This window comes from Desulfotalea psychrophila LSv54, from assembly GCF_000025945.1.
GTDB classification, from domain to species: domain Bacteria; phylum Desulfobacterota; class Desulfobulbia; order Desulfobulbales; family Desulfocapsaceae; genus Desulfotalea; species Desulfotalea psychrophila.
Genome location: NC_006138.1, coordinates 2,541,173 through 2,566,451, shown reverse-complemented (window position 1 = coordinate 2,566,451; position 25,279 = coordinate 2,541,173). Strand labels below are relative to the sequence as shown.

Below are 25,279 nucleotides of genomic sequence, written 5' to 3'. Positions count from 1 at the left end.
TTTCTTCTCCATCAAAGGCAAGCCTGCCTTGACATGAAGATATAGAGCGTTATTTTGCAGAGTAGCATGTGCAGTATGGCCGATTATATAAAAAGGTGGAAGTTGCTAAGACATTGGAGTTATTAGCTTATTACTTTCATGTTGATTTTTCTCGTTTTTTTTGAGATTTTATAGATAGGAGCGATATTATGTGGGAGTATACGAATAAGGTACAACAGCATTTTCTTCAGCCTCAGAATGTAGGGGAAATTGAAAATGCCAGTGGTACGGGCGATGTGGGTTCACTTGCCTGTGGTGATGCGCTGAAGCTTACCATTGCCATTGATGCAAATGATATTATTACCGATGCAAAGTTTAAAACCTTTGGTTGTGCAAGTGCTATCGCCTCGTCCTCTGTATTGACAGAGATGATTGTGGGTATGTCTGTTGAAGAGGCAGTCAAGGTAACCAATGAAGATATAGCCGAAAGACTCGGTGGCCTGCCTAAAGAGAAGATGCACTGTTCTGTCATGGGACGTGAGGCCCTTGAGGCTGCTATTGCTGATTACCGTGGCACTATCCTGCCCATGGCAGAAGGCGAAGTGATTTGTGACTGTTTCGGCGTAACAGATGTTGAGGTCATTCGTGCCATTACAGAATCCAACCTGCACTCTGTTGAAGAGATTACCAACTTTACCAAGGCAGGTGGTGGTTGTGGTAAGTGTGAAGACAAGCTTCGCGAATTGCTTGTCAAGACCATGAAAGAGCAGGCTGGTACAGCTGTCGTAGCTAAAGAACCTAAGCGCATGACTGCCCTGCAAAAAATTAAGAAGATCGAAGAGGTACTCGATAAGGTTATACGTCCTGTTTTGAAAAAAGACGATGGCGATATTGAGCTTGTTGATGTGGATGGTGACTTTGTCACCGTCTCTTTGCGTGGAGCCTGTAAGAGTTGTAGTAACTCTCAAACCACCATTAAAGAGTATGTTGAGAAGAAGCTGAGAGAACTTGTCCTGGAGAGCCTTATTGTGGAGGAGGACTAATGTTAAAAGAAAACAAGATTGTCTATATGGACAATAACGCCACATCCAAGGTTGCTCCAGAAGTGCTTGAAGAGATGATACCATATTTTTCTGAGTACTATGGCAATGCGTCCAGTATGTATACCTTTGGCGGTCAGGTTGCTGCGGCGGTAAATACGGCCCGTCAGCAGGTTGCAGATCTGCTTGGAGCCAGTGCTGATGAAATTACCTTTACCAGCTGCGGTACCGAGAGTGATTCCACCGCCATCCTTGCTGCTCTTCGTACCCATCCTGAAAAACGTCATATTATTACCACCCGTGTCGAGCATCCTGCCGTAAAGAGTCTTTGTGACAACCTTGAAGTGGCGACCGGTCATCGCTACCGAATAACTCGCCTTAAGGTTGATGCTGAAGGTATGTTGGACATGGATGCTTATCGTGAGGCTCTCTGTGAAGACACTGCTATTGTCAGTGTTATGTGGGCAAATAACGAAACAGGCGTGATCTTTCCCGTGGAAGAGATGGCTCAGCTTGCCAAAAGCAGGGGCGCTCTTTTTCATACGGATGCAGTTCAGGCCGTGGGTAAGATCCCCATAAATATGGCTGAAAATGAAATTAACTTTCTTGCCCTTTCAGGCCATAAACTTCATGCCCCCAAGGGTGTGGGTGTGCTCTATGTGCGTAAGGGAACGATGTTTACTCCTTTCCTGATAGGTGGTCATCAGGAGCATGGCCGTCGCGGTGGAACTGAAAATGTTGCATCCATCGTTGGTTTGGGTAAGGCCTGTGAGCTTGCCGGACAGATGTTGGAAACAGAAAATAGCAGAGTCCGTGCCCTTCGTGATAGACTTGAAGAGGGATTGTTGGCATCGGTGCCCAAAGCCCTTCTTAATGGCAATAAAACTCACCGACTGCCCAATACCTCTAATATTAGCTTTGAATTTGTAGAGGGTGAGGCCATTCTTCTCTATATGAATGAGCACAATATCTGTGCCTCATCCGGTTCTGCCTGTACCTCTGGTTCGTTGGAACCCTCCCATGTACTGCGGGCAATGGGTGTGCCCTTTACTGCGGCCCATGGTTCCATACGTTTTTCTCTCAGTGTGTATAATACAGAAGAAGAGGTGGACTTTGTATTGGATAAGATGCCGGCTATTATAGCGTCATTGCGGAAGATGTCTCCATTTTGGAAAGAAGCATAATCTTAATTGGTGATTGTACATGTTAATTGTTGACCCTTCCTATGAAATTTTAGGTGAGATGGATAGTGCATCTCTTGTTGAGCGTGTCGAGGCCTGTGGGCGGATCTGTTATAAGAGTGAGGATAAGATCACGCCTGCATCTGCTATTCCCTTTGTTCAAAAAATGGTTGTCCATGGACATAACTCTGTAATGGAGATGGCAGCTATCACTCTGCGTTTTGAGTGTGGAACCGAAGCCGTGGCCGATTTTTTTGCCTGCCAACCTAAATATTTTGCTGTGAATGTTGTTGACGGAGGATTGTTGGTCAGTGGGTCAATAAGGGCTTTTCGTGAGTTCTACTCTTTGTATTCGGAAAACCCAATTATATGTTCAGCACTTGTGCTGCTTGCGGAAAAAGAGCCCTACCTTTTTTCTGATATTTGGGGTGCCGATGCCTCCTACAGCGGAGATGTGAAGGCGAGCAAACTTTCCCTTGCGGAGGTGGATGCTCTACCGGCAGCATTGCTTCTTGCACACCGCTTTGTGGCGGTAAGATTTGTGGTGAACAGGGCTGTAACCCATGAACTCGTTCGGCATCGTCCCTGTTCGTATCTGCAGGAAAGTCAGCGTTATTGCCGTTATAGTAATGAAAAATTTGGTAATCAGGTAAGCTTTGTCAGACCTCTCTTCTTTGAGGAGGGCACTCCCGAATATGAGGCGTGGAACGAGGCTATGGAGGAGACAGAAAAATTATATTTGCAACTCCTGAAGACCTCTACCCCCCAGGCTGCCCGTACGGTTTTGCCTAATTCTTGTAAGACAGAGATTATTGCCTTTTGCAGTCTCTCTGAATGGGGCCATATTTTTTCTCTTCGCACCACAACTCATGTAGAACCATCCATGCGGGAGGTTATGATTCCTCTTGAGGTGGAGATGAAGGGCCAGTTTCCTGCGCTTGATTATTAAAACATATCTTGTCCTAAAGAGAGTGTTACCTTCGGGAGAGACTCTCTTTAGGTATCGTAGTGAAAATTTACTACTGATGTCGCAGTCTAATAGCTGCTAACTGTTTTATAGTAACTAAAAAACTTCCTTTAATTCTTGGAGGGCGCAGATGACCCTTGACCCTAAAGAGTATAAAGATTGGCAGATTGCAGAAGAAGCTGAAAGTCGAATGAAATCAGTTTTGAGCTAGCTGAACAGTTGGACCTTACGAAGGAAGAGATACTTCCCTATGGTCATCATGTTGCTAAACTTGATTACCGAAAAATTCTGGATCGATGTGCAGATCGCCCAGATGGTAAATATATTGATGTAACGGCTATTACCCCCACACCACTTGGCGAAGGAAAATCAACCAGTGTTATGGGTCTTGTCCAGGGGTTGGGCAAGCGGGATAAGAGTGTTGTGGGAGCTATTCGTCAGCCTTCAGGTGGCCCGACCATGAATATCAAGGGCTCTGCGGCCGGTGGTGGCAGGTCACAATGTATTCCTTTAAATGAATTTTCTTTGGGGCTTACCGGTGATATCAATTCCATTATGAATGCCCATAATCTGGGCATGGTGGCTCTCACCGCCCGGATGCAGCATGAGGCCAACTACACAGACGCCCAGCTTGCCCAAAGAAATCTTAAGCGATTGGATATTCATCCTAAGAAAATTCAGTTTAGCTGGATTATAGATTTTTGTGCTCAGGCTCTTCGTAATATTACCATCGGTATTGGTGGCAAAATGGATGGCCCTACCATACAGTCTTCCTTTGCCATTGCTGTCTCCTCCGAGTTGATGGCAATTTTGGCCATAGCTAACGATCTTGCTGATATGCGGGCGAGAATTGCTAAGGTTGTGGTTGCCTATGATAAGCAGGATCGTCCGATAACAACTGCAGACCTTGAGGTTGACGGGGCAATGACAGCTTGGATGGTGCAGGCGATTAATCCTAATCTTATGCAGACCCTTGAGGGTCAGCCTGTTCTTGTTCATGCCGGGCCTTTTGCCAATATTGCTATCGGTCAATCTTCTGTTATTGCTGATCGGGTAGGTTTGAAAATTGCAGGCTATAATGTGACCGAATCAGGTTTTGGTGCTGATATTGGGTTTGAAAAATTTTGGAACCTCAAGTGTCGATTTTCTGGCAATAAGCCGAACTGTGCTGTTATTGTGGCAACTATTCGGGCTCTTAAATGTCATGGAGGTGCTCCTATTCCTGTTCCTGGCAAGCCAATGCCCGAAGAATATGCTAAGGAAAATGTTGGTTGGGTAGAAGAGGGTTGTAAGAATCTCCTGCATCACATTAATACGGTGAAGAAGGCGGGTATTAATCCCGTTGTCTGTATTAACGCCTTTTATACAGATCGTCCTAATGAGATCAAGGCTGTAAAACGTATCTGTGAGCACGCTGGCGCTCGAGTAGCCGTCTCCACTCACTGGGAACATGGTGGTGATGGTGCCCTGGAGTTTGCTGATGCGGTAATTGATGCCTGCGAAGAGAAAAATGATTTTAAATTCCTCTATGAGCTTGATACTCCGCTTGAGAAGAGAATAGAGCTTATTGCTAAAGAGGTCTATGGAGCAGATGGAGTTTCTTATACTCCGGAGGCTCGCACGAAACTTACTCAGCTTGCAAAAGATCCGGAGATGGCAGAACTCGGCACCTGTATGGTGAAGACTCACCTCTCTCTTTCCCACGATCCAAAGCTGAAGGGTGTGCCCAAGGGTTGGACCTTACCTATTCGTGATATTCTTACCTATAAGGGTGCTGGCTTTGTAGTTCCGGTGGCGGGAGCAATTAGTCTTATGCCAGGCACAGGCTCTGATCCTGCCTATCGTCGTGTTGATGTTGACCTGCAGACGGGTCGAGTTAAGGGTGTTTTCTAGGAAACCTTACCGGTGGAAGAGGATATCCTCTTCCACCAATTTCTTTTAACACAGGTATATTATTGTTATGGCCCTACCAACTAAAAATACCGCCATGCGGTCGACAAAGCGAAGGACAGTTAAGGATCAATCTGGAGCGGGGAAGATTAAGCTTGGTGAACTACTTAGTAAGGCAGGGCAAATTACCACAACCCAATTAGAAACGGCAAAAAAACTGGTGAAGAGGGGCCAGCGGATGAGCCTTGTTCTACGTCAATTAGAGTATATTGATGAGGGTACTGTCTTTAACTTTTTGAGTAGACAGCATAATTATCCTGCGGTGGTTATCGAAAAAGAACCTCCCACGGCAAAGGTTGTTCAGCTACTCTCCTACGAGCAGGCAAAAGAGTATATGGCCTTGCCCCTGCGGGTGGCGGGTAATACCCTGCAGGTTACCATGGTAGAACCCTGCGATACGGCTGCTGTTGAGGCCTTGCAGGATCTGGTCAACAAAGAGCTTGCTGTCTGTATTTCTCCTGAAAAAGATATTATTAATGCCTATAAGAAATATTACGGGATAAGCGACGAAGAGGCCAAGGAACTCTACGGTGATGCTGGAGATATAGAAGAAGAGACTGATATTGGCATAACAGAGGTTGAAGATTTTGGCTCTATTGTGGCAGAGGCAGCCGATGATTTTGAGATAGAACAGGATGACGTAGATGAGTCCATGGACCAATTTAATGCCTCCGATGCACCTATTATCAAGTTGGTGAATGGTATCTTGGTTAAGGCTGTCCAGGATGGAGTCTCTGATATCCATGTTGAACCCTACGAAAAGAGTATGCAGGTACGCTACCGTAAGGATGGAACTCTTTATAAGTCAATGAATCTGCCCCTGACCATCAAGAATGCCTTGGTTGCGAGGATGAAGATTCTGGCAGGGCTTGATATTACTGAGCGGAGGATTCCTCAGGATGGTCGTATTAAGATGCGACTTGGTCGCAATCGGTCTGTTGATTTTCGTGTCTCGTCTCTACCGACCCTCTTTGGCGAGGCCGTTGTTTTACGTATTCTTGATAAGAGTTCTTTGAATGTTGATCTCACTAAACTTGGTTTTCAGGAAGATACCTTTGCTGGCCTGAAACGTTGTCTGAAGAGACCTCAGGGGCTTGTGTTGGTTACCGGGCCTACCGGCTCCGGTAAAACGGTTACCCTTTACTCCGCCTTGAATTCACTGAACAGTGAGGATATTAAGATATTAACAGCTGAGGACCCTGTCGAGTTTAACTTTCGTGGGATCAATCAGGTGAACGTGCATCCCGAGGTAGGGATGACCTTTGCCGCTGCCCTTAAAGCCTTTTTGCGCCAGGATCCAGATATTATCATGGTTGGTGAGATTCGTGATATGGAAACTGCGGAGATTGCCATTAAGGCAGCGATGACAGGTCATCTGGTGTTTTCCACCCTGCATACCAATGACAGTGCTGCAACTATTGCCCGTCTTGTTGATATTGGTATTCCTCCATATATGTTGGCCTCTTCGGTAAGCATGGTGTTGGCTCAGCGTTTGGGACGTCGTCTCTGTAGTAAATGTAAAGAGGTTGTCGAATATTCTCCGGAAGAACTTATCAAACTGGGTTTTCATCAGGAAGAGTTGGATGACTTAGTTATTTACGGGCCTGTGGGTTGTAGTGAGTGTAGTGGCTTTGGTTATAAAGGTCGAGTGGGATTTTTTGAGCTGATGGAGGTAAATGAAGAGGTTGCCAAGGCAATCAGTGCCCAGGTGCCCGAGGATCAGTTGCGAAAAATTGCCTGCCAAGAGGGCATGAGCCCACTGCGTGAAGCTGCCCTGCAAAAGGTTCGAGAAGGTGTTACCAGTATAGAAGAGGCCTTAAAAAGAACCGTTGCCCAGAAAGAAAGTCTTCCTGCCTACCTGCTTAACCCAGATGTTGAAATTTATGAGGATGGAGATGTCATTATCAGAGAAGAAAATAATGATAAGGACTTCTTTAAACTGATTCGTGGTGCCCTCTCTGTTATTAAGAGTGGTAAAAAAATTGCCGAGATTACAGAGCCCGGAGAGTACTTTGGTGAGATGGCGACAATTATAAATGAAGAGCGTACGGCCTCCATTGTTGCCCTTGGACGAACCGAGGTAAAGAGATATCCAGGTGATAAAATTGAAGAGGTGATTGCCAAGTACCCAGAGGTATCAGAGCATATCTTTAAAGCAATCACCATACGTTTGCAAAAATCAAATCAGATTATTGTAAAGCTTGCCGGTGCTAAAAGGCCATCTCCAGCGCCCCGTACCTAGGTTCGGTAAAGAGGTAATTTGTTGAATGAGTTCTACTAGAGCGAAGATAAGGGTAACTATTTTTCTTGATGGCAGGCCCGGGCACGAGAAACAGACCATGGGTATTGTTAATGCCCTGCGAGAAAGAGTTGAGGTAGATTGCACTGCTGTGGACGTGCGGGGCAGGGGGTGGTGGACTGGTTGCAAAGATGTCCTCACTCTTCTTTTTGCCCGAGGGAGTTCGGCAAACGATTCTTCCTGTACAGATCTCTATCTCGGGACAGGACGGCGCACTCATATTCCTCTTCTTCTGGCCCAGAGAGCAGGCGGTGGTAGTTCAGTCTGTTGTATGATGCCTGCATCCTGGTTACGGCGATACTTTAATTTCTGCTTTGTTCCGAGCCATGATCGACCTGCCCCGGGCCCGCAGATAGTACGTACCTGTGGGCCTGCAAACTGTTCCGTGGATGAAAAACGTCATGAGCAGAAGAGAGGACTTATCCTGGTCGGTGGAGTTGATCTCAAGAGTCATTTTTGGCAAAGTAAAATGCTCTGTCTGCAAATTGAAGAACTTATTGGCCAGGATGAGAGGCAATGGGTTATCTCATCCTCTCCACGTACACCGCCTGAAACGGTAGACGATCTGAGAGGTCTTGCCGCTAAATTTTCCCAGGTAGAATTTTTTCACTATAAAGATACTCCGGCCGGTTGGGTCGAGGAACAGTATAATTGTAGTTCCGTTGTTTGGGTAACGGTGGACTCTATTTCCATGGTGTTTGAGGCCCTAACGGCTGGTTGTCAGGTGGGACTCCTGCCCGTTGAATGGAAAAAAAAGGGGAGCAAGTATCAGAAAAGTGAACAGTTTCTTTTAGATGAAAATTATGTGATCTCCTTTGCCGACTGGCAGGCGGGGCATAGCTGGCAAGAGGGAATCACTGTTTTGAATGAAGCAAAGAGATGTGCAGGACTTATTATGGAGAAATTGTGTCAAAAAAATTAACAATAGTTCAGATTGTCCCAGAGATGGAAGAGGGTGGTGTTGAAGGAGAAACCTTTGATCTTGCCGTTGAACTTGCCCGGCGTGGCTATCGATCTATTGTCATTTCTACCGGCGGACGTCTTGTCGAAGGATTGCTTGCGGCCGGGGTGGAACATCTTTCCTGGCCGGGGATAGGGTCCAAAAATTTTAGTTGTCTACCTAATATTGCCAGGCTTCGCCGGCTGATGTTGACGGAGAAGGTTGATGTTTTGCATCTGCGTTCCCGCCTGCCGGCCTGGGTTGGTTGGCTTGCCTGGAAGTCTTTGCCTGTGGTGAAAAGACCGGCTATCTTGACCACCTTTCACGGCTTTCACTCGGTGAACTGCTATTCAAAGATAATGACCAGAGGAGAGAGAGTTGTCGCTGTCTCCAAGAGCATTAAAGACCATATTATCGAGAGCTATGGTACTGATCCAGATAAAATAGATATTATCTATGGTGGGGTGGATACGCAGCAATTTTCGCCGGAGGCGGTGCCGGAGCAGAGAGTTCTTGATTTGGCTCGTGCCTGGGGGCTTGTGGAAAGAGGCGTCCCTATTATTGTTCTGGCCGGGCGGATGACGCGACTTAAGGGGCAGGATGTATTTATTGATGCTCTAGCCAAGATTAAAGACCTGAATTTTTTCGCCATCTGTATTGGTGATGTCCCGGAAAACAGCTATACAGCCTCCCTTAAGGAGAAGATCAAGAGTCATGGTCTGGCCAGCAAGGTTATTCTCGCCGGTCACTGTAAGGATATGCCTGCGGCCTTTCAGCTCAGTGATATTGTTGTTTCTGCCTCATCGACGCATGCCGAAGCCTTTGGCAAGGTGACCATTGAGGCCATGGCCATGGCAAAGCCCGTGGTGGCAACGGCTCATGGTGGTAGTTTGGAGATTGTTCAGCCGGGGAAAACAGGTTGGCTCGTCCCTCCCCTTGATAGTGAGGGCATGGGCCAGGCCCTCAAGGAAGCCTTGGAGGATCGGGAGGAACGTGAACGTCGGGGTGCTCTGGGGCGGCTTCGGGTGGAGGAAAACTTCACAGTAGATGTTATGTACAATAAAAGTATTGAACTCTACCATGCTATAGTGAAGTAAATTTTACCTGCAGGCAGGCAAGTGGAGCCCTGGTATCAGCGTTAGGGCCACATTGCCTGGTAGGCTTTTTACTCCTTAGTCATGAGATACATCGAGCGGACTTATCTGGCTGAAGGGCATTCCGCTTTGATCTTTCTCGGAGAGTTGGGGAGGAGTCTTGAGAGGCCAATCTATTGCCAGGTCGGGGTCATTCCAAAGAATTGTTCGTTCGGCCTGTGGATTATAGTAGTCGGTGCATTTATAGACAAAATCTGCCTCCTGGCTTATGACATAGAATCCATGGGCAAAACCCTTCGGAATCCAGAATTGACGTTTGTTTTCAGCAGAAAGCAGGACTCCCACCCACTGGCCAAACGTATTAGAATCTTTACGAATATCAACGGCCACATCAAACACCTCACCGATAACGATACGTACCAGTTTCCCTTGGGTATTTTTTTCCTGATAGTGTAGGCCCCGCAGGATACCGGCACTTGATTTTGAGTGATTTTCCTGAACAAAGGTCTGGGGCCCAATGAGTTCATCAAATTTTTTCTGCTGCCAGGTTTCCATAAAGAAGCCACGGGCATCCGCAAAAACTCTGGGCTCGATAATAACAAGTTCAGGGATCTTCGTTTGTATGATATTCATATCTGTTTTTTAGAGGCAAAGAATTTTATGATCTCTCTCAGGGCCTGCTGCCAATCAGAGGGAGAGATACCGAATTGTGCTGTCAGTTTGCTGGTGTCGAGCTGAGAGTTTCCGGGTCTTTTCGCAAGGCTGGGGTATTGCTCTGAGCTGACATTATTTATCACAGGTTCTGCAGGCAGTAGGTTCTCTCTTTCAGCTTCGGAAAAAATTACCTTGGCAAAACCTGACCAGTTCATAAAGGGCTGCCCAGCGAAGTGGTAGAGACCCCACTGGCAGAAATTTTCATCTGATATTTTTTCGGCAATAGTGATCAGGGCTGAGGCAATGTCTCCGGCGTAGGTTGGGCCACCATATTGGTCAGAGACGATACTGAGAGAGTCGTGTTTTTGGCCAAGGGCTATCATTGTTTTGACAAAATTCCTCCCGTATTCTGAGAAAACCCAAGAGGTACGCAGTATGATGTGCCTCTTGCAAGTATTAGCTACGGCCTTCTCACCTGCGAGTTTGCTTTTGCCATATACGCCAAGGGGCCCTGGTTCTTCCCCTTCGCTATAGCTCTCATCTCTGCTTTTCTCACCGGAAAAGACATAGTCCGTTGAGATGTGCAGGAGGGCAGCGCCTACTGCCGTTGCCGCCTGACCAAGAAATTTTGCTCCGTCCTGATTGACCCTGTATGCCTCTTCAGAATTTTCCTCGGCTAAGTCAACGGCCGTATAACCCGTGGCGTTGATGATGATGTCCGGCTGAAAACCGGTCACGGTTTTTAGAACGGCCTTCTGGCAGGTGATATCCAACTCAGATCGATTGGTTGTCAGCAGCTCAACCTTTCCGCTCAGCTGCCGGCAGAGGCATTTGCCCACCTGGCCCCCGCTTCCTGTTACCAGTATCCTCATTACAGTTCCTTTTTCCCAGAGTTTAAGGTACGACGCAGATTTTTTTCAGTGACCAGAGACTGTAGATATTTGCCATAATCGTTTTTTAGCATCGGTTGTGCAAGATGAAGCATCTGGTCGTCGCTTATCCAACCATTGTTCCAGGCAATTTCTTCGAGGCAGGCCACCTGTTTTCCTTGAACATTTTCAATGGTCTGGACAAAGGATGATGCCTGTTGCAGGCTCTCGTGGGTTCCCGTGTCGAGCCAGGCAAATCCTCGTCCAAGTAATTCGACATAAAGGGACTGGTCTTTTAAGTACATTTGGTTGAGGCAGGTTATCTCCAATTCGCCACGAGAGGATGGGCTTATCTGTTTTGCAAAATCCACCACTCGCTCATCGTAAAAATAGAGTCCTGTCACAGCCCAGCTGGACTTTGGCTTGGCGGGTTTCTCTTCAATAGAGAGGGCTTGGAAATTTTGGTCAAAATCGACGACGCCAAAACGTTGTGGATCTTTGACGTGGTAACTGAATATGGTCGCACCATGGGGGCGATTCATTGCCTGCTGCAGGGTGCGGGTAAATGATTGCCCATAGAAGATATTATCACCCAGAATAAGGCAACACCTCTCCTTATTGATGAACTCTTCACCTATGATGAAGGCCTGAGCTAAACCATCCGGGCTTGGCTGTATTGCATATTGAATGCTTATCCCTAACTGTTCGCCGCTGCCCAGAAGACGCCTGAAGTTGGCATTGTCTTCGGGGGTGGTAATAATCAATACCTCACGGATACCTGCTAACATAAGGGTTGAGAGCGGGTAGTAGATCATCGGCTTATCATAAACCGGCAGTAGCTGTTTGGAGACACCTCGGGTGATGGGGTGCAGTCGTGTCCCCGAGCCTCCGGCAAGAATAATACCTTTCATAAAGTTAACCTTTTAGGCCAAGACGATTGCGATTATAGGATCCATCAAGAACTCGCATCCACCATTTTTTATTATTTACGTACCAGGTTACGGTCTTGCGTAGACCTGTTTCAAAGGTTTCCTGGGGGCGCCAGTCTAAATCCGTGCTGATTTTAGTTGCATCGATGGCATAGCGGAGATCATGGCCTGGCCGGTCCTCTACATGAGAGATAAGATCCAAATAATTCGAAGATTTACCTGGGATTATTTCCTGTAAAAGTTGACAGATGGTCTCTATGACCTCAATATTAGTTTTTTCATTATGACCACCAATATTGTAGGTATCCCCTACTTTTCCCCTGCTGAGGACGGCATAGAGAGCCCGAGCGTGATCCTCCACATAGAGCCAGTCACGAATCTGTTCTCCGGTGCCATAGACAGGAATTTTCTTTCCCTCCAGGGCATTGAGTATAACCAGAGGGATGAGCTTTTCAGGGAACTGAAATGGTCCGTAGTTGTTTGAACAGTTACTGATTACAACTGGGAGCCCGTAGGTGCGATGCCAGGCACGGACCAGATGATCACTTGAGGCCTTGGAGGCCGAATAGGGGCTGCTGGGCGCATAGGAGTTATCTTCACAGAAGGCGGGATCATCTTTTTTCAGGTCCCCATAAACTTCATCGGTGGAGATATGGTGAAAACGAAATTTATTCCGATCGGCTATTGCCAGTGTCAGCCAATGCTGTCGTGTCGCCTCTAAGAGGTTGCAGGTCCCGACAATATTGGTTTCAATAAAATCTTTTGGTCCATCAATGGATCTGTCCACATGACTCTCGGCGGCAAGGTGCATCACCGCATCAGGCTGTGTTTTTGTAAAGAGATCGTTCAGCGAGGTGGCTTCTCATATGTCAACCTGGGCAAAGGAGTAGCGAGGGCTTTTCTCTATCTCGCTGAGAGATTCTAGGTTGCCGGCATAGGTGAGTTGTCAAAGATTTATAACACTGTCATTGGTGTTTTGAATAATATGGCGTATAACTGCCGACCCAATAAAGCCCGCACCGCCTGTTATAAGTATTTTCATGTTTTATCTGTTGTTATGCGAAAGGCACGGAGTTGAGTATCTTATGGTTAAACATATTTCCATGCTAGGATCAGAGACTTTTTCTGAGTTTGATTATAAATAGCTAAATATAACATGTTTGCAGTCTTGGCGGTACATTTTTACCCCTTAAAAATCTGGGATGAGCTTGCCCTTATTCTCTTTTTTTGGGGGTTAAAGAAGTTGTGTTAAAAATATTTTTTAGGTAGATTTGAACTCTTAAAAGGGAGAGCCTCTTTGCTGGAGTTTATCTGCCTGACTGTTCATCTGTTTTCCCGTTGGAGTCAATAGAGGAAGGCTTCATCTAATCGTTTCCCTTCAAAATTTTTTAACAAAAAAATGAAAACAATATCTGCTTTTGTAACAACTTTTAATAATGAAAAAACGTTGGCAAATTGTCTGAAGAGTGTGCAGTGGGCTGATGAAATTGTTGTTCTTGATTCGTACAGTACCGATAGCACCGTGTCGATAGCGGAGTCCTATGGGGCAAAAATATTTCAGCATGAATTTTTAGGATATGGTCCACAGAAGCAATCTGCCCTGGAAAAAATAAGCTGTGAATGGGCATTGCTCCTCGATGCAGATGAGGAGGTTACTCCGGCATTGGCAAAAGAAATTCAGGGGATGCTCACCACTGAGTCAGGCCATGATGGTTATAAATTGCCTCGTCAGGAGCAACTTTTTTGGGTAATGAGCAGTCCATATTCCGGTTTTAACTACCAGTTAAGGCTTTTTCGCAGACTTGCCGGTGCCCTAAGTGATGATGCCGTGCATGCAGATCCTGAGGTTCATGGCACGGTGGGGCAGATGCGCCATCCATTTTATCACTATGGCGAGGTGAATATTCATGCTAAGGAGGCAAGGATAAATGCCTACTCTTCGGGAATGGTGGAGGAGAAAGTTGCAAAGGGTAAGAAGCATCCCCTTTTAATGTGTCTCTTTTATCCTGCTTGGACTTTTTTGCAGTCCTATGTTTTTAAGCGTGGTTTTCTCAATGGCAGTGCTGGATTTATTGGTTCTGTTATTATGGCGCATTATGCATTTCTTAAATATGCAAAATTACATGAATACTATCAGGTTGAGAAGTATGGCACATCTCTTCTTCCTGCCGATGCCCCCGATAATCTTGCTCCGCCGAAGGTTCCGAAATAGTTGTTTAATATTTTTCACATGCCTCTTCTTCTGCCCTCCATGTTTGGCAGTGATTGCACGCTACCGCTTGACCATGCCAAGAGAAATTTGATAGTATGACCCAAAAGTTTTAGTAAATTCACCTACAGGTTATTATGAGAAATACTATCAAAAGCACCAATAGTCTTGCCGGCTATTTTCTTGTTTCGACTCTACAGATGCCCGATTCTCGTTTTGCGGGACAGGTGGTCTATGTCTGTTCTCATAACAGCAATGGGGCCTTGGGCCTTGTTATAAATAAACCAGATTGTAATCTCAGCTTTGCCCAGGTTTTGCGGGAAATGGGTATGGAGGTTTCCAGGGCAGAGCTTCCCTCCGTTTATATTGGCGGACCTGTTTCCCTCGATGCTGCCTTTGTTCTCTATCGATCCCATCCCTATGAGGGTAATCACATAGATATCACCGATAATATTTCCCTCAGTCGAGAAAAAGAGTTACTCGAATTGGTTGTAGGGGAGAACAGTTCCCGCAATTATCTCTTCTTGGTCGGTTATGTCGGCTGGGAATCCGGGCAGTTGGAGTTGGAGTTACGGGATAATAGCTGGCTTGTTGTGCCGGGTGATGAACAGGTGATATTTGATTTGCCAGACGGAGAAAAATGGAAGGCTGCCGCCGCCTACTATGGCATAGATATTACCACCTTTAATGAAAATCTTGGGTATGCTTGATTTTTAGTGTAGGATAGCCTGCTGTTTAATGAAGAGTTCTTCAGTAAAAATCAAATAGTGGGGTGAGTAGCTTTGCGAGAAGAAATATTTGCATGCGCCAGATGTGGCTTTTGTTGTCAGGGGGAGTCTACGGTATCCCTTGATAAGGATGACCAGGAAAGGATGCAGAGTGCCCTTGGTATATCACGCTCAGAGATGTTTGAACGTTTTCTGCGTGTGACTGCTGGTGAGGTACAAATGAAAACAGTTGATGGACACTGTATTTTTTTTAGCTCAGAGGGCTGTGAGGTGCATGAGGGACGTCCTTGGAGATGTCGTCAATGGCCTTTGCACCCAGCTATTCTTGTCGATGAGGCAAATTTTATAACCATCGCTGAGTCTTGTCCAGGTCTTAACAAAGAGTACTCCTATGCGGATTTTTCAGGTCTGCTGCGCCAGTACCTTGCCTCTGTTTCCAACTAGCTACTGTCTATCTAGCTTTTTTATAGCCTTATTTTCTCAGATCACAATAAAATTATGAAACACGAAATACTCTTACTCGGTAAGATAAAGGACTCTTTTATTGCCGAAGGCGTAGAGGAATATTTGAAGCGTTTGCAGCATTATACTAAAGTGGAACTTCGCTATCTTAAGGGCAAGGGTAAAAAAGGTGCTTTGCTCAGCACAGAGCAGGAGGGGGAGCTGTTGCTGGCGAATGTTCCTGCCAACGCCTTTGTGGTTGCCCTTGATGTTCAGGGCAAGAATCTCAGTTCCGAGGGACTTGCTGAGCAGGTGATTAATTGGGAAAATACTGGGACCAGAAGTGTCTGCTACCTTATCGGTGGTCCCTTAGGGCTTTCTCCCAGTCTCCTTGCCAGGGCTGATCTGCGCCTCTCCTTTTCTAAAATGACCTTTACCCACGATATGGTTCGTCTTCTCTTAGTCGAGCAGCTCTATAGGGCCTACACCATAAAGGCCGGCGAAAAATATCATAAGTAGGAGGTTAAGTAGACATCAAATCTGCTGTTTTTCATGGTTATTTCATGGTGTGGTTTTCTCTCTTCTATGTAGGGCGCTCCTTTGGGACGCTTGACTACCACTCGGTTCCCAGCAACAGTGAGCGCCGTCTCCAGTAGATTATCACTGTCATTATCATCACCGACAAGATCACGTATAACCCGCATCTCTTTTTTATTAAGAGCCGATTTTTTTTTATGGGGGTACATGGGATCCATATAGATGGTGTGGTAATTCGTTCCATGGTTTTCTAGGAACTGCTTGCTGTTGTTATGAATAAGATCAAGGTTTGCCATGATCTTATTCATAACACTATCCTGTCTGGCCCGCTCAATACCGTCTTGCAAGAGGGTATACATTATGGGCGATCTCTCGCAGAGGGTGACCCTGCAACCGAGGCAGGCAAGAACAAAACCATCTCCTCCCATCCCCGCAGTTGCATCAAAAACAGTGGGGCGAAAACCGGGCTTGATGCCAACAGCCTTGGCAATTGGTTGCCTTGTGGTGCAGTCGTTTGCATGCCGATAGCCATTTTTACCACCCATAAAATCGATATAGAGTAATTTAGCATGAGAACCATCCTTTGCAGATATACTGCAGAGACTGAGACCATCTCTGTCCCAAATAAGGGCCTGGGGATACTCTTCTCTTCTGTCGCTTAAGGGAATATTAAGAAACTGGGCGATTTCTTTTGCTTTTATGAGTATATTATCTGTGATTATTTCTGGTACAAGAGAAAGTGTTATATTATGTAACATTGGATTTGCTTGACCTGCGTATTTGAAGTAAAAATAAAAAAATAGCTAAGATTTTACATGTTAGTGTAAATCATCTGGAAAAGAAAGATTTTCTTGTGCATGGGTATCTGTCCTCATTATGGGCAGTGCCTCCATAAACAACCGCATTATCAATATATTATAGTGAATTATATGCAAGATAATAAAACAAAAGTTATTGCGATTATCCCTGCCCGTTATGAGTCAAATCGTTTTCGTGGTAAACCTCTGGCCCTTATAGCAGGGAAACCAATGATCCAACATGTTGTGGAGCGCGCTCAGCAGGTGGATATTGTTTCTCGGGTTGGGGTGCAACCGATGACCAACGTATTGCTGACTGTGTGTCCTCCTTTGGCGCAGAGTATGTAATGACTCGTTCAGATCATGTTTCCGGCTCAGATCGGCTGGCAGAGGCCGCTGAGAAGATCGGTATTTCTGAACATGATGTGGTGGTGAATATTCAGGGTGATCAACCTCTTTTTGACCAGGCCGTTATAGAGCAGGTGACAGCCCCTCTTATAGAGGATCCCTCTCTTCCCATGTCGACACTTATCTATAAGATTATTCGTCCAGAAGAGATCAATGATCCCAATCATGTAAAGACAGTTTTTGATAAAAATGGCAATGCCCTCTATTTCTCTCGTTCGCCCATTCCCTTTCAGAGAAATCCCGAGGAGGATGGTATTCCAACCTATTATAAGCATCTTGGCTTTTATGCCTATCGTAAAGGTTTTTTATTGTCCTATGTGGCTTTACCGGAGGGAGAGTGGGAAAAATTTGAAAAACTGGAACAACTTCGAGCCCTTGAATATGGATACAGGATTCGAGTGACGGTGACAGAGCACGACTCTATTGAAGTTGACACCCCAGAAGATCTAAAACGGGTTGAGGCGCATTTGCTGGAGCTGGAGCAGGCATAGGCTTTATTTTATTGGGGTGTCAGTGACGGTTCCTGTCGTGACGCCCACAATGTTCCCTGGATAAATTGCCCTCATATGACTGGAATATTCTATGACACAGAGTTTTTTTTCTAATGTTCAAGATAACTTACAACGTTCACCTTTAGATATCCTGGGGCAGGAAAATATACAGGAAAAACTTGTGCATCTGATGATGGAGGGGGTGTCTCCTTCTCTTAAAACTGAGACGGCACGAGAGCTTTCTCGTCTTTACGATGAGCTTGCCTCTATAGATGTAAAGGATGCTAAGGTTGTAATTTTTGGTGGTGGCTCCGGTCTTGCCAATATTGTTGGTGGCAGTAGTCGTCTCCCTGTCTGGCAGCAGGATTCCTTTACGGGGCTTAAGGAGATTTTCCCCCGGACGAAGTCTGTTGTCTGTGTCACCGATGATGGCGGGTCTACAGGAGAGTTACTTAAAGATCTTCCTCTGATTGCCCTGGGAGATATTCGCCACGTCCTGCTCTCTTCCGTTCAACTAAAAGAGCTACAGGCCCTTTATCAACTCTCCACTGTTGAAAGTCAGTCACTGACCGCTGGGTTGAGTCGTGTTTTTAATTATCGTCTGGCCCTTTCAGTTCATTCAGATGAGTTGATGGAAGAGCTCAATTTTGCTCAGTTTCCCCCCGTTCTGGGGGGGTATTTGCGGGGGTTATATCAGCATCTCTTAACAGATGATCGTCTGGCTGCTGTGAGAAAAAGATTTCACTGCCTTGGCAACCTGCTCCTTGTTGCTGCTATTTATCGTCGCCTGGACGTGGAGATGGATCTCTTTTTCTTGGAGAATTCAAAGCATATTCATGGTGCCATTAAGGATGCTCTGGAGGAGGTGGGGCAGATGATAGGGGTAGGTAGCGGTGCTGTTTTGCCCTGCACTTCAACTCCGTCTCAACTACATGCCCTCTATACAAATGGAGTAGAAATTTCTGGTGAATTTAAGATGAGCACCAGTAATAGAGGTTACCCTGTTGATTCTGTTGCCGTTGATTTTAGCGGGAGCCCAATGGTTTATGAAGAGGTGCTGGCAAATATTGCCGATGCTGATCTGCTTCTCTTTGCTCCTGGTAGTCTTTATACCTCTATAATTCCTGTACTTAAAGTAGCCAAGATAGCCGAGGCCGTACGAGCAAATACTCATGCCCTTAAGCTTCTTGTCTCTAATCTTTGGGTGCAAACCGGGGAGACCGACCGAAGCATCTCTGATCCAAGCAGAAAGTTTCGTGTTTCTGATATGTTACGCGCCTATGAGGATAACATTCAGGGAGGGGCAAAGGGGCTTTTTGAGGAGATCCTCTGTCTGAGTCTTGACGATGTGCCGGCCTCTGTTCTTCAGGATTATGCCGTAGAGGGTAAGGTTCCCATTTATCTCGATCGCGAGGTGGTCAAGGAGATGGGCTATGAACCTGTTGAATGTGGCGTTTATTCAAGGGTGGCTTTGCAGAGACAGGGCTTTATTCAGCATGATCCCAGAATGCTTGCCGAGGCTGTACGTGTACTCTATACAACACGACACCTCTTTGACTTGCCGATCCGAGAGGGTTTTCGCCAGAAATACTGTGCCATTGTTGATACCTCATGCTCTACCAGTTTATTGCCCGCGCAACGCTACAGGTGTTTGCAGCAGCGTATTGAGCAAATAGTTGTTGAGCAATTTTCAACTTCTGCCGTCAGAGATTATTTATACAGTATTCTTTGGCAACATCCGGATATACCCCTTGCCCATCTTGACTATTTTTCTGGTATTTGCGCCATTGCCCCGGAAGATTGGCGGAGAAATCAGAAATGGGACAATGTCTTTTCTTTTTATGATCCGAAGGATCGTTTTATTAAAATTCGCAGTGACCAGTTGGAAAGTAAGAAGGCCTTTGAATTAGCATTTCTTATTGCCCTGGGCGAGGCCCTTTTAGGAAACTATGCCCTGACTAAGGAGATGGAGGATCTTTTTATAGGGGATGATCTACTGGGACAGGTCTATCATTTGCGTCTACGTCCTGTTGCTGAGAGGGTTTGCTTTTTTAGTGATAGAGAGTTGCAGCGATGGCTGTTGTTGGCCAGAATGAACTATTCAGAAGGCGATAGCAAATTGAACTATGCAAGGCTTACCAATGCAGGCGAAATGTTTACACCTCCTGGTTTGCTCTTAGGGCTTATGTACGCCTGGTACATTGATAACCGTCTTGCCAGCCACATTGAGTATAAGATGAGTATTATGAAGATCACCTCAACTAATTTAATTCCCGCCCAAAAGAAAATGTTGGAAAAACGGAGATGGATGATAGATTTTCTTCGTGAGGTTGTTTTTTGTAAAAAACGAAATGACGATGATTAAATCGTCATTTCGTTTTCAAGAGAATGAAGGGTAAGCAAGGTTTTAATATATGTTCAATTTCAAGCAATTAGTGCTGTGGCATATACGAGTAACAGCTTAGGCCACTCTAATGATTATAGATGCCTTCATAAATTGTTATTTTTTATGATCCGCAATTCAAACCTGACCGTTTTTTTTGTGCAAAAGGCCCTATTCTCTTAATGGTCTTTTGACTCACTTAAGTGTGGGGGTCTAATGATTCCCTGGAATCGGGTGCGAGCACTTTATTTTCTATTATCAAAGTGATGCCTCCCATATGAATTGAAGATGGAATCTATTTTCTTACACCTCGTCCACCACATGCCCGTCTGCGTCCAGGAGTTGGATTAAAGGTACCTCTTGTCCCAGAACATGAGTTGAGCAACTCAAACAGGGGTCAAAAGCCCTGATCACAGCCTGTATTCGGTTTATTGCCGAATCTGTTATTTTTCCTCCTGTGATGAAGTGCTTTGCCACCTGGAGCACCCCCTTATTCATGGCCAGGTTATTATTACCGGTGGCAACAATCATATTGGCCTTTGTCATCAGCCCATCTTCATCTACATTATAATGGTGAAACAGGGTCCCCCGAGGCGCTTCAACAACGCCTATCCCTTCACTGAAGTTTGGCTGTGCATATGCACGTATGTGCGTGCTGAGGATATCAGGATCTCGTAGCAACTGATCCAATGTCTCGATACAGTAGAGAATTTCAATAAGCCGGGCGTAATGGTTGTAAAATGAGCTCAATAACGGGCCCTTACCCAAATTACGGAATGTTGCCCATTCTCGGTCAGCCAGAGGCGTACCGCAACCGTCACAGACATTCAGCCTGGCCGCAGGCCCGACCCGGTATATACCCTGAGGGTAGCCCAGGGGTTTATAGTAGGGTGATTTGAGGTAGGAATACGATTCAACCGCCTCGGCAATATAATCCTGATAGCAGGCAGGATCAATCTGGTCTGCAACCAGATTCCCCTGCGCATCTATGAAGCGAAGTTTGCCTTCAACATGCTCCATCCTGCCCTCTCTGTCGACGAGCCCGAGAAAATAGGTAGGGAAATTGGCAAAGGTCTCTATCTCTTTATAGTGCTTATGCAAGGATTGCCTGAAGTACGTAAGCGTTCGTTCAATGATATCCAAGGCCTCGGGCAGCACAGAGAGCATATTGTCACGATGTTCTGCACTCAGCGGGGCATTGACGCCACCCGGCACCACCCAGGATGGATGAATGCGCTTGCCGGCAAACCATTGAATAATCTGTTGGCCAATTTTTCGTAAGCGAATACCATCCATGGCAAAAGCAGGGTTGGCCTTCAACACCCCGAATATATTGCGCTGAGCCGGATCTGATCCCATACCCAGCAGCAGATCAGGTGACGAAAGATAAAAAAAGCTCAAACTGTGGGACTGAATGAATTCTCCGCAATTAAGTAATCGCCGCAATTTAGTGGCGGTTTCCGGAACCCGTACCCCCATGATCTGGTCGCAGGTCTTGGATGAGGCAAGAGAATGACTGATGGGGCAAATACCGCAAATTCGCTCCGTCAGAGATACCATTTCGGTATAGGGCCTTCCCTCGCAGAACTTTTCAAACCCTCGGAGCTGAGTTACGTGTAGTCTGGCGTCTGCAACCTTGCCTTCCTCATCAAGGTTAATAGTGATTTTTCCATGGCCTTCAATGCGACTCACCGGTTCAATAACAATCTGCTTCCCCATCCCCTCTCCCCTTTTTTACCTCTGCTTAAGCCCCGAACCGACTCCTACCCTTAAGGTCTGGAATCCGACCCTGTAACAGCTCAGAAATCAGAAAAAAAATAGCATCACTTGACGGTGGGCAGCCCGGGAGAAAAAGATCTACTGCAACATGGGCGTGGATAGGCACCACACGCGCATTGAGTTGCGGAACGCCGTCCATTGGAATTTGAGCCTGACATGCCGCTGTTTCGATAAACGCGCGATTCAGGATATCCTCCACCTGGAACTCATTTCTCATAGCAGGCACATTGCCTGTCACGGCACAGTCGCCCAAGGCAACCAGCACCTTGCTACGCCTGCGGATGAGCTGTATCTTGGCAACATCATCAACACTGCTCACCGCTCCCTCTACAAAGGTAACATCCACACCTTCGGGAAATTCAAGAGCATCCACCAGGGGGCTGTATACAAGCTCTATCTGGTCAGCTATGTCCACCAACTGCTCATCAATATCCAACAGAGACATATGACAGCCTGAGCAACCATCAAGCCAAGTTGTTGCGATACGTATCTTGCTCATTATGCTTTCTCCCTGTCCCTTATTCTTTGTTTCTGCCTCGCATTGTCTGGAGGTGGGGCAAAAAATCTCGACGTTTAACCATCTCGCCAACGGATCTACCCTTCTCCGATAGTGCTCCGGTGGGGCAGACCTGCACACATTTTCCACAGCTGGTACATGTCTGGGAAGAGCCCCAGGGTTGATTGAGGTCGGCGACCACCTGAGAGAAGATACCGCGATGCATTACATCCCAGGTATGTGCACCTTCGACTTCATCACAGACTCTGACGCACCTCAGACACAGTACACATCGGTTTGGATCCATAATAAAACGATCGTGGGAGGCGTCAACCGCGAGACGCGGATAGAGATAGTCATAATGAATATGGCTTAGACCAAGCTCCTCCGCAAGGTCCTGTAATTCGCAGTTCCCATTAGAGACACAGACCGCGCATACATGATTACGTTCAGAAAAGAGAAGTTCCACTATCTTTTTTCTGTACTCTGTCACCCGTTTGGAGTGAGTTATAATCTCCATCCCCTCCTGGGGAAAGGTGATACAGGAAGGGACAAGTTTTGCCCAGCCTTTGATTTCAACGATGCATAAACGGCAGCCACCGTACTCAGACAAGCCGTCTAAATGGCAAAGCGTTGGTATTGCAATATCATTTTGTCGAGCTACCGAGAGGATAGTCTCATCCTCACGCGAGCTGACATTCCTGTCATTAATTTTAAAGGTCAGGATATGAATCGGGCTAGTGCCTGAACTTTTTTCACTATTTGAAGAGGCTGCAGGATGATTCATTTGCCCTCCTTGTTTACTGGTAGTGTGCAGGAATGAGCAATACACCGCTTCTCCTCAATATGAGCCAGGTACTCATCTTTAAAGTAGCATAGGGTGCTCAATATCGGGTTAACCGATGCCTGGCCAAGACCGCACAGAGCGGTATTTTTCACCAAATCACACAACTCTTCAAGCAAGGTGAGATCAGACGCCTCCCCCCGGCCGCTTGCGATCTTGCCCAGCACATCATGCATCTGCCTGGTCCCCACCCGACAGGGGACACACTTCCCACACGATTCACTCATACAAAATTCAACAAAAAACCTGGCAACATCCACCATACATGAGCCTTGATCCATAACAATCATGCCTCCTGACCCCATAATCGAGCCAACCTTGGCAAGAGACTCATAATCCACCCCCATATCAAGAAACTGCTTTGGAATACAACCACCCGAGGGGCCGCCTGTCTGTACGGCTTTGAATGTACCGCCATCAGCGATACCACCGCCGATATCAAAAACAATCTCCCCCAGGGTTGTGCCCATGGCCACTTCAATCAATCCCTTCTGTTGCACCTTACCGGCAAGAGCAAAAACCTTGGTTCCTTTGCTCTTGCTGGTGCCGATACTGGCCAGCCACTGACCGCCATTGCGGATAATAGGTGCAATATTGGCAAAGGTTTCCACATTATTGATTAAGGTGGGACATTGTTTTAACCCTGATTCGGCAGGATAAGGAGGGCGCGGACACGGTTTTCCTACTCGGCCTTCAATAGAGGCAATCAGCGCTGTTTCTTCTCCGCAGACAAAAGCGCCTGCCCCCAACCTGATTTGAATATCAAATTGAAAGTCGCTGTTAAAAATACCATTCCCCAAAATGCCTATGCGCTTAGCCTGGGTAATGGCCTTTTGTAGCCGTTTTACCGCCAGCGGATACTCGGCTCGAACATAAATAATTCCCTGCCTGGCACCAACAGCGTAAGCACCAATAGCCATGCCCTCGATCACTCGGTGGGGGTCACTTTCCAAGACACTTCGATCCATGAATGCACCAGGGTCGCCTTCATCTGCGTTACAAACAACATACTTCACGGCATTGATTGCTTTGGACACCGTAGACCATTTGAGGCCTGTGGGATATCCAGCGCCACCGCGACCACGTAAGCCAGATGCGGTGACCTCATCGATAACTTCCTTGGGCGTCATTTGACGCAACGCAGTATATAGGGACTGGTACCCCCCTACCGCGATATATTCCTCAATACGTTCAGGGTCTATTTTACCACAGTACTCAAGTACAACCTTGCGCTGCTTGTTGAAAAAGGGAATATCACTGGAACAGAGTAAATGCTTCGCAGGTGCCCCCCCCAAAGCATCGAGGATTGTCTCCACATCAGCAGGGCCGCATCCCTGATAAAGTACATTCTTCGAGGCAAGGGCAACAAGCGGTCCAGCTGAACACAGTCCAAGGCATCCAACCCCTTTGACGCAGACCTGTTTATCCAGCCCGCGTCGAGCCACCTCTTCTTGCAGTGCTGTTTTAAGCTCCCCGCTTCCGCAGGAGAGACAACCTGCAGCAACACAAATATTCAGCTGATGTTGAAAACTGTGCTGGTGTTCTTTTTCTATGGCCGCGATATGGTTAAGATCTTCAAGCGTCAGGGTCATGGCGCATCCATCCTCTCATTTTTTCTTCAATAGTTGCCGATTGCAGCTTGCCAGCTACCTGCCCGTCAAATACTGCAGCCGGAGCCAAACCGCACGAGCCAAGGCAGCGGGTAGTCAATAATGAGACCTTGCCGTCTTGGCTTGTCTCACCGGGATCAATACCGACAGTGTTATGAATAGTCTCAAGCAGGGCAGATGACCCGCTGACATAGCAGGCAGTTCCCGTACATACGACGCAAGTGTGCTCACCCGGAGGTTTCAAAGTGAAATAATGATAAAAGGTTGCTACGGAATACACCTGGCTCAAGGGAACATGCAACCCACTAGCCACATACTCCATGGCATCGCGATCTATGAAGCCAAAGGTATTTTGGACGGTATGGAGGGTTTCGATGAGAGCTTCGGGGCGATTACCGTTGGAGCGCATAGCTCGATCGACCATTCGCCATTGGTGATTTTGGTCTGCTGCTGCGGCACTGTTTTCTTGGGTCGGTGAGATTTTATCAGTTTTGTGCACCATAATCCCCTCCTTAGCAAGCTGATCACTTGCCTTTGCATGAACGAACAAATTTAAAGAAGAATCGTATCACTGCATGGCTACGGGTTCATTATAGCTCTATCCGCCGATGATACCAATACAATCAATCATATTATGATTATTTTTTGCACTAC

The 25,279-nt window shown here is 46.5% G+C and carries 20 protein-coding genes and 3 pseudogenes; 13 read left to right on the top strand and 10 right to left on the bottom strand.

The features are described from left to right. The first annotated feature begins 188 nt into the window (after positions 1–188). The 7 genes and pseudogenes from nifU (at position 189) to DP_RS11355 (ending at position 9,453) form a co-directional block, all read left to right on the top strand. A complete protein-coding gene (gene nifU / locus DP_RS11385) occupies positions 189–1,022 on the top strand; it encodes a Fe-S cluster assembly protein NifU (RefSeq protein ID WP_011189471.1) in 834 nt (277 codons plus the stop codon). Then, positions 1,022–2,203, top strand: coding sequence for a cysteine desulfurase NifS (gene nifS / locus DP_RS11380; protein ID WP_011189470.1), 1,182 nt, complete (start codon positions 1,022–1,024; stop codon positions 2,201–2,203). Before nifU ends, nifS begins: the two co-directional genes overlap by 1 nt. A gap of 19 nt (positions 2,204–2,222) precedes the next feature. Beyond that, a complete protein-coding gene (locus DP_RS11375) occupies positions 2,223–3,149 on the top strand; it encodes an FAD-dependent thymidylate synthase (RefSeq protein ID WP_041277925.1) in 927 nt (308 codons plus the stop codon). Positions 3,150–3,297: 148 nt separating this feature from the next. After that, a pseudogene (locus DP_RS11370) lies at positions 3,298–5,060 on the top strand (formate--tetrahydrofolate ligase). Positions 5,061–5,127: 67 nt separating this feature from the next. Next, complete coding sequence (gene pilB, locus DP_RS11365) at positions 5,128–7,359, top strand: type IV-A pilus assembly ATPase PilB (RefSeq protein ID WP_011189467.1); 2,232 nt, start codon at positions 5,128–5,130, stop codon at positions 7,357–7,359. Positions 7,360–7,384: 25 nt separating this feature from the next. Continuing rightward, entirely contained in the window at positions 7,385–8,338 is a 954-nt protein-coding gene (locus DP_RS11360; protein WP_011189466.1) for a mitochondrial fission ELM1 family protein, read from the top strand. After that, positions 8,323–9,453, top strand: a complete 1,131-nt coding sequence (locus tag DP_RS11355; RefSeq protein ID WP_228130142.1) for a glycosyltransferase family 4 protein — start codon at positions 8,323–8,325, stop codon at positions 9,451–9,453. Before DP_RS11360 ends, DP_RS11355 begins: the two co-directional genes overlap by 16 nt. Positions 9,454–9,528: 75 nt before the next feature. Here the strand turns inward: DP_RS11355 and rfbC are convergent, their stop codons facing one another. The 4 genes and pseudogenes from rfbC to rfbB all read right to left on the bottom strand — a co-directional run bounded on the left by rfbC (position 9,529) and on the right by rfbB (position 12,944). Beyond that, positions 9,529–10,083, bottom strand: a complete 555-nt coding sequence (gene rfbC / locus DP_RS11350) for a dTDP-4-dehydrorhamnose 3,5-epimerase (RefSeq protein WP_011189464.1) — start codon at positions 10,081–10,083, stop codon at positions 9,529–9,531. Further along, entirely contained in the window at positions 10,080–10,976 is an 897-nt protein-coding gene (gene rfbD, locus DP_RS11345) for a dTDP-4-dehydrorhamnose reductase (protein WP_011189463.1), read from the bottom strand. The genes rfbC and rfbD overlap by 4 nt, the downstream gene beginning before the upstream one ends. Next, entirely contained in the window at positions 10,976–11,884 is a 909-nt protein-coding gene (gene rfbA, locus DP_RS11340) for a glucose-1-phosphate thymidylyltransferase RfbA (protein ID WP_011189462.1), read from the bottom strand. The genes rfbD and rfbA overlap by 1 nt, the downstream gene beginning before the upstream one ends. Before the next feature lie 4 nt (positions 11,885–11,888). Then, positions 11,889–12,944, bottom strand: a pseudogene (gene rfbB, locus DP_RS11335) (dTDP-glucose 4,6-dehydratase). Positions 12,945–13,301: 357 nt separating this feature from the next. Here rfbB and DP_RS11330 point away from each other — a divergent pair. The 4 genes from DP_RS11330 (at position 13,302) to DP_RS11315 (ending at position 15,799) form a co-directional block, all read left to right on the top strand. Then, complete coding sequence (locus tag DP_RS11330) at positions 13,302–14,114, top strand: glycosyltransferase family 2 protein (RefSeq protein ID WP_011189460.1); 813 nt, start codon at positions 13,302–13,304, stop codon at positions 14,112–14,114. Positions 14,115–14,248: 134 nt separating this feature from the next. Next, a complete protein-coding gene (locus tag DP_RS11325) occupies positions 14,249–14,821 on the top strand; it encodes a YqgE/AlgH family protein (RefSeq protein ID WP_011189459.1) in 573 nt (190 codons plus the stop codon). Between the two features lie 72 nt (positions 14,822–14,893). After that, complete coding sequence (locus tag DP_RS11320) at positions 14,894–15,283, top strand: YkgJ family cysteine cluster protein (protein ID WP_011189458.1); 390 nt, start codon at positions 14,894–14,896, stop codon at positions 15,281–15,283. A gap of 54 nt (positions 15,284–15,337) precedes the next feature. Then, entirely contained in the window at positions 15,338–15,799 is a 462-nt protein-coding gene (locus DP_RS11315; RefSeq protein WP_011189457.1) for a 23S rRNA (pseudouridine(1915)-N(3))-methyltransferase RlmH, read from the top strand. Here DP_RS11315 and DP_RS11310 read toward each other — a convergent pair. Continuing rightward, complete coding sequence (locus tag DP_RS11310) at positions 15,790–16,575, bottom strand: class I SAM-dependent methyltransferase (protein WP_011189456.1); 786 nt, start codon at positions 16,573–16,575, stop codon at positions 15,790–15,792. The two genes, DP_RS11315 and DP_RS11310, sit on opposite strands and share 10 nt — an antisense overlap. Before the next feature lie 171 nt (positions 16,576–16,746). Between DP_RS11310 and kdsB the strand changes: the two are divergent. Together kdsB and DP_RS11300 are read left to right on the top strand one after the other, a co-directional pair. Further along, positions 16,747–17,513, top strand: a pseudogene (gene kdsB / locus DP_RS11305) (3-deoxy-manno-octulosonate cytidylyltransferase). Positions 17,514–17,604: 91 nt separating this feature from the next. Next, a complete protein-coding gene (locus DP_RS11300; protein WP_011189454.1) occupies positions 17,605–19,878 on the top strand; it encodes a gluconeogenesis factor YvcK family protein in 2,274 nt (757 codons plus the stop codon). A gap of 321 nt (positions 19,879–20,199) precedes the next feature. Here the strand turns inward: DP_RS11300 and DP_RS11295 are convergent, their stop codons facing one another. Genes DP_RS11295 through hoxE form a run of 5 tightly spaced genes read right to left on the bottom strand, consistent with a single transcriptional unit; the run spans position 20,200 to position 25,175 of the window. Beyond that, the gene (locus DP_RS11295; RefSeq protein WP_011189453.1) at positions 20,200–21,615 is read right to left on the bottom strand and encodes a Ni/Fe hydrogenase subunit alpha; all 1,416 of its coding nucleotides are present in this window, start codon (positions 21,613–21,615) and stop codon (positions 20,200–20,202) included. Positions 21,616–21,640: 25 nt separating this feature from the next. Next, complete coding sequence (locus DP_RS11290; RefSeq protein ID WP_041277924.1) at positions 21,641–22,174, bottom strand: NADH-quinone oxidoreductase subunit B family protein; 534 nt, start codon at positions 22,172–22,174, stop codon at positions 21,641–21,643. Positions 22,175–22,193: 19 nt separating this feature from the next. Continuing rightward, positions 22,194–22,958, bottom strand: a complete 765-nt coding sequence (gene hoxU / locus DP_RS11285) for a bidirectional hydrogenase complex protein HoxU (protein WP_049785086.1) — start codon at positions 22,956–22,958, stop codon at positions 22,194–22,196. Further along, entirely contained in the window at positions 22,955–24,607 is a 1,653-nt protein-coding gene (locus DP_RS11280; protein ID WP_011189450.1) for a NuoF family protein, read from the bottom strand. Before DP_RS11280 ends, hoxU begins: the two co-directional genes overlap by 4 nt. After that, on the bottom strand, positions 24,591–25,175 hold the full coding sequence (hoxE, locus tag DP_RS11275; RefSeq protein WP_011189449.1) for a bidirectional hydrogenase complex protein HoxE: 585 nt from the start codon (positions 25,173–25,175) through the stop codon (positions 24,591–24,593). Before hoxE ends, DP_RS11280 begins: the two co-directional genes overlap by 17 nt. Positions 25,176–25,279: the final 104 nt, after the last annotated feature.

Bases quoted from the DNA above. Each gene is read 5' to 3' on its own strand.
- DP_RS11295 (WP_011189453.1), bottom strand. From the start codon at position 21,615: ATGGGGAAGCAGATTGTTATTGAACCGGTGAGTCGCATTGAAGGCCAT.
- nifS (WP_011189470.1), top strand. From the start codon at position 1,022: ATGTTAAAAGAAAACAAGATTGTCTATATGGACAATAACGCCACATCC.
- DP_RS11280 (WP_011189450.1), bottom strand. From the start codon at position 24,607: ATGACCCTGACGCTTGAAGATCTTAACCATATCGCGGCCATAGAAAAA.
- DP_RS11315 (WP_011189457.1), top strand. From the start codon at position 15,338: ATGAAACACGAAATACTCTTACTCGGTAAGATAAAGGACTCTTTTATT.
- hoxU (WP_049785086.1), bottom strand. From the start codon at position 22,958: ATGAATCATCCTGCAGCCTCTTCAAATAGTGAAAAAAGTTCAGGCACT.
- DP_RS11360 (WP_011189466.1), top strand. From the start codon at position 7,385: ATGAGTTCTACTAGAGCGAAGATAAGGGTAACTATTTTTCTTGATGGC.
- DP_RS11290 (WP_041277924.1), bottom strand. From the start codon at position 22,174: ATGAGCAAGATACGTATCGCAACAACTTGGCTTGATGGTTGCTCAGGC.
- rfbD (WP_011189463.1), bottom strand. From the start codon at position 10,976: ATGAGGATACTGGTAACAGGAAGCGGGGGCCAGGTGGGCAAATGCCTC.
- nifU (WP_011189471.1), top strand. From the start codon at position 189: ATGTGGGAGTATACGAATAAGGTACAACAGCATTTTCTTCAGCCTCAG.
- DP_RS11300 (WP_011189454.1), top strand. From the start codon at position 17,605: ATGACACAGAGTTTTTTTTCTAATGTTCAAGATAACTTACAACGTTCA.
- rfbA (WP_011189462.1), bottom strand. From the start codon at position 11,884: ATGAAAGGTATTATTCTTGCCGGAGGCTCGGGGACACGACTGCACCCC.
- DP_RS11330 (WP_011189460.1), top strand. From the start codon at position 13,302: ATGAAAACAATATCTGCTTTTGTAACAACTTTTAATAATGAAAAAACG.
- rfbC (WP_011189464.1), bottom strand. From the start codon at position 10,083: ATGAATATCATACAAACGAAGATCCCTGAACTTGTTATTATCGAGCCC.
- DP_RS11375 (WP_041277925.1), top strand. From the start codon at position 2,223: ATGTTAATTGTTGACCCTTCCTATGAAATTTTAGGTGAGATGGATAGT.
- pilB (WP_011189467.1), top strand. From the start codon at position 5,128: ATGGCCCTACCAACTAAAAATACCGCCATGCGGTCGACAAAGCGAAGG.
- DP_RS11310 (WP_011189456.1), bottom strand. From the start codon at position 16,575: ATGTTACATAATATAACACTTTCTCTTGTACCAGAAATAATCACAGAT.
- DP_RS11325 (WP_011189459.1), top strand. From the start codon at position 14,249: ATGAGAAATACTATCAAAAGCACCAATAGTCTTGCCGGCTATTTTCTT.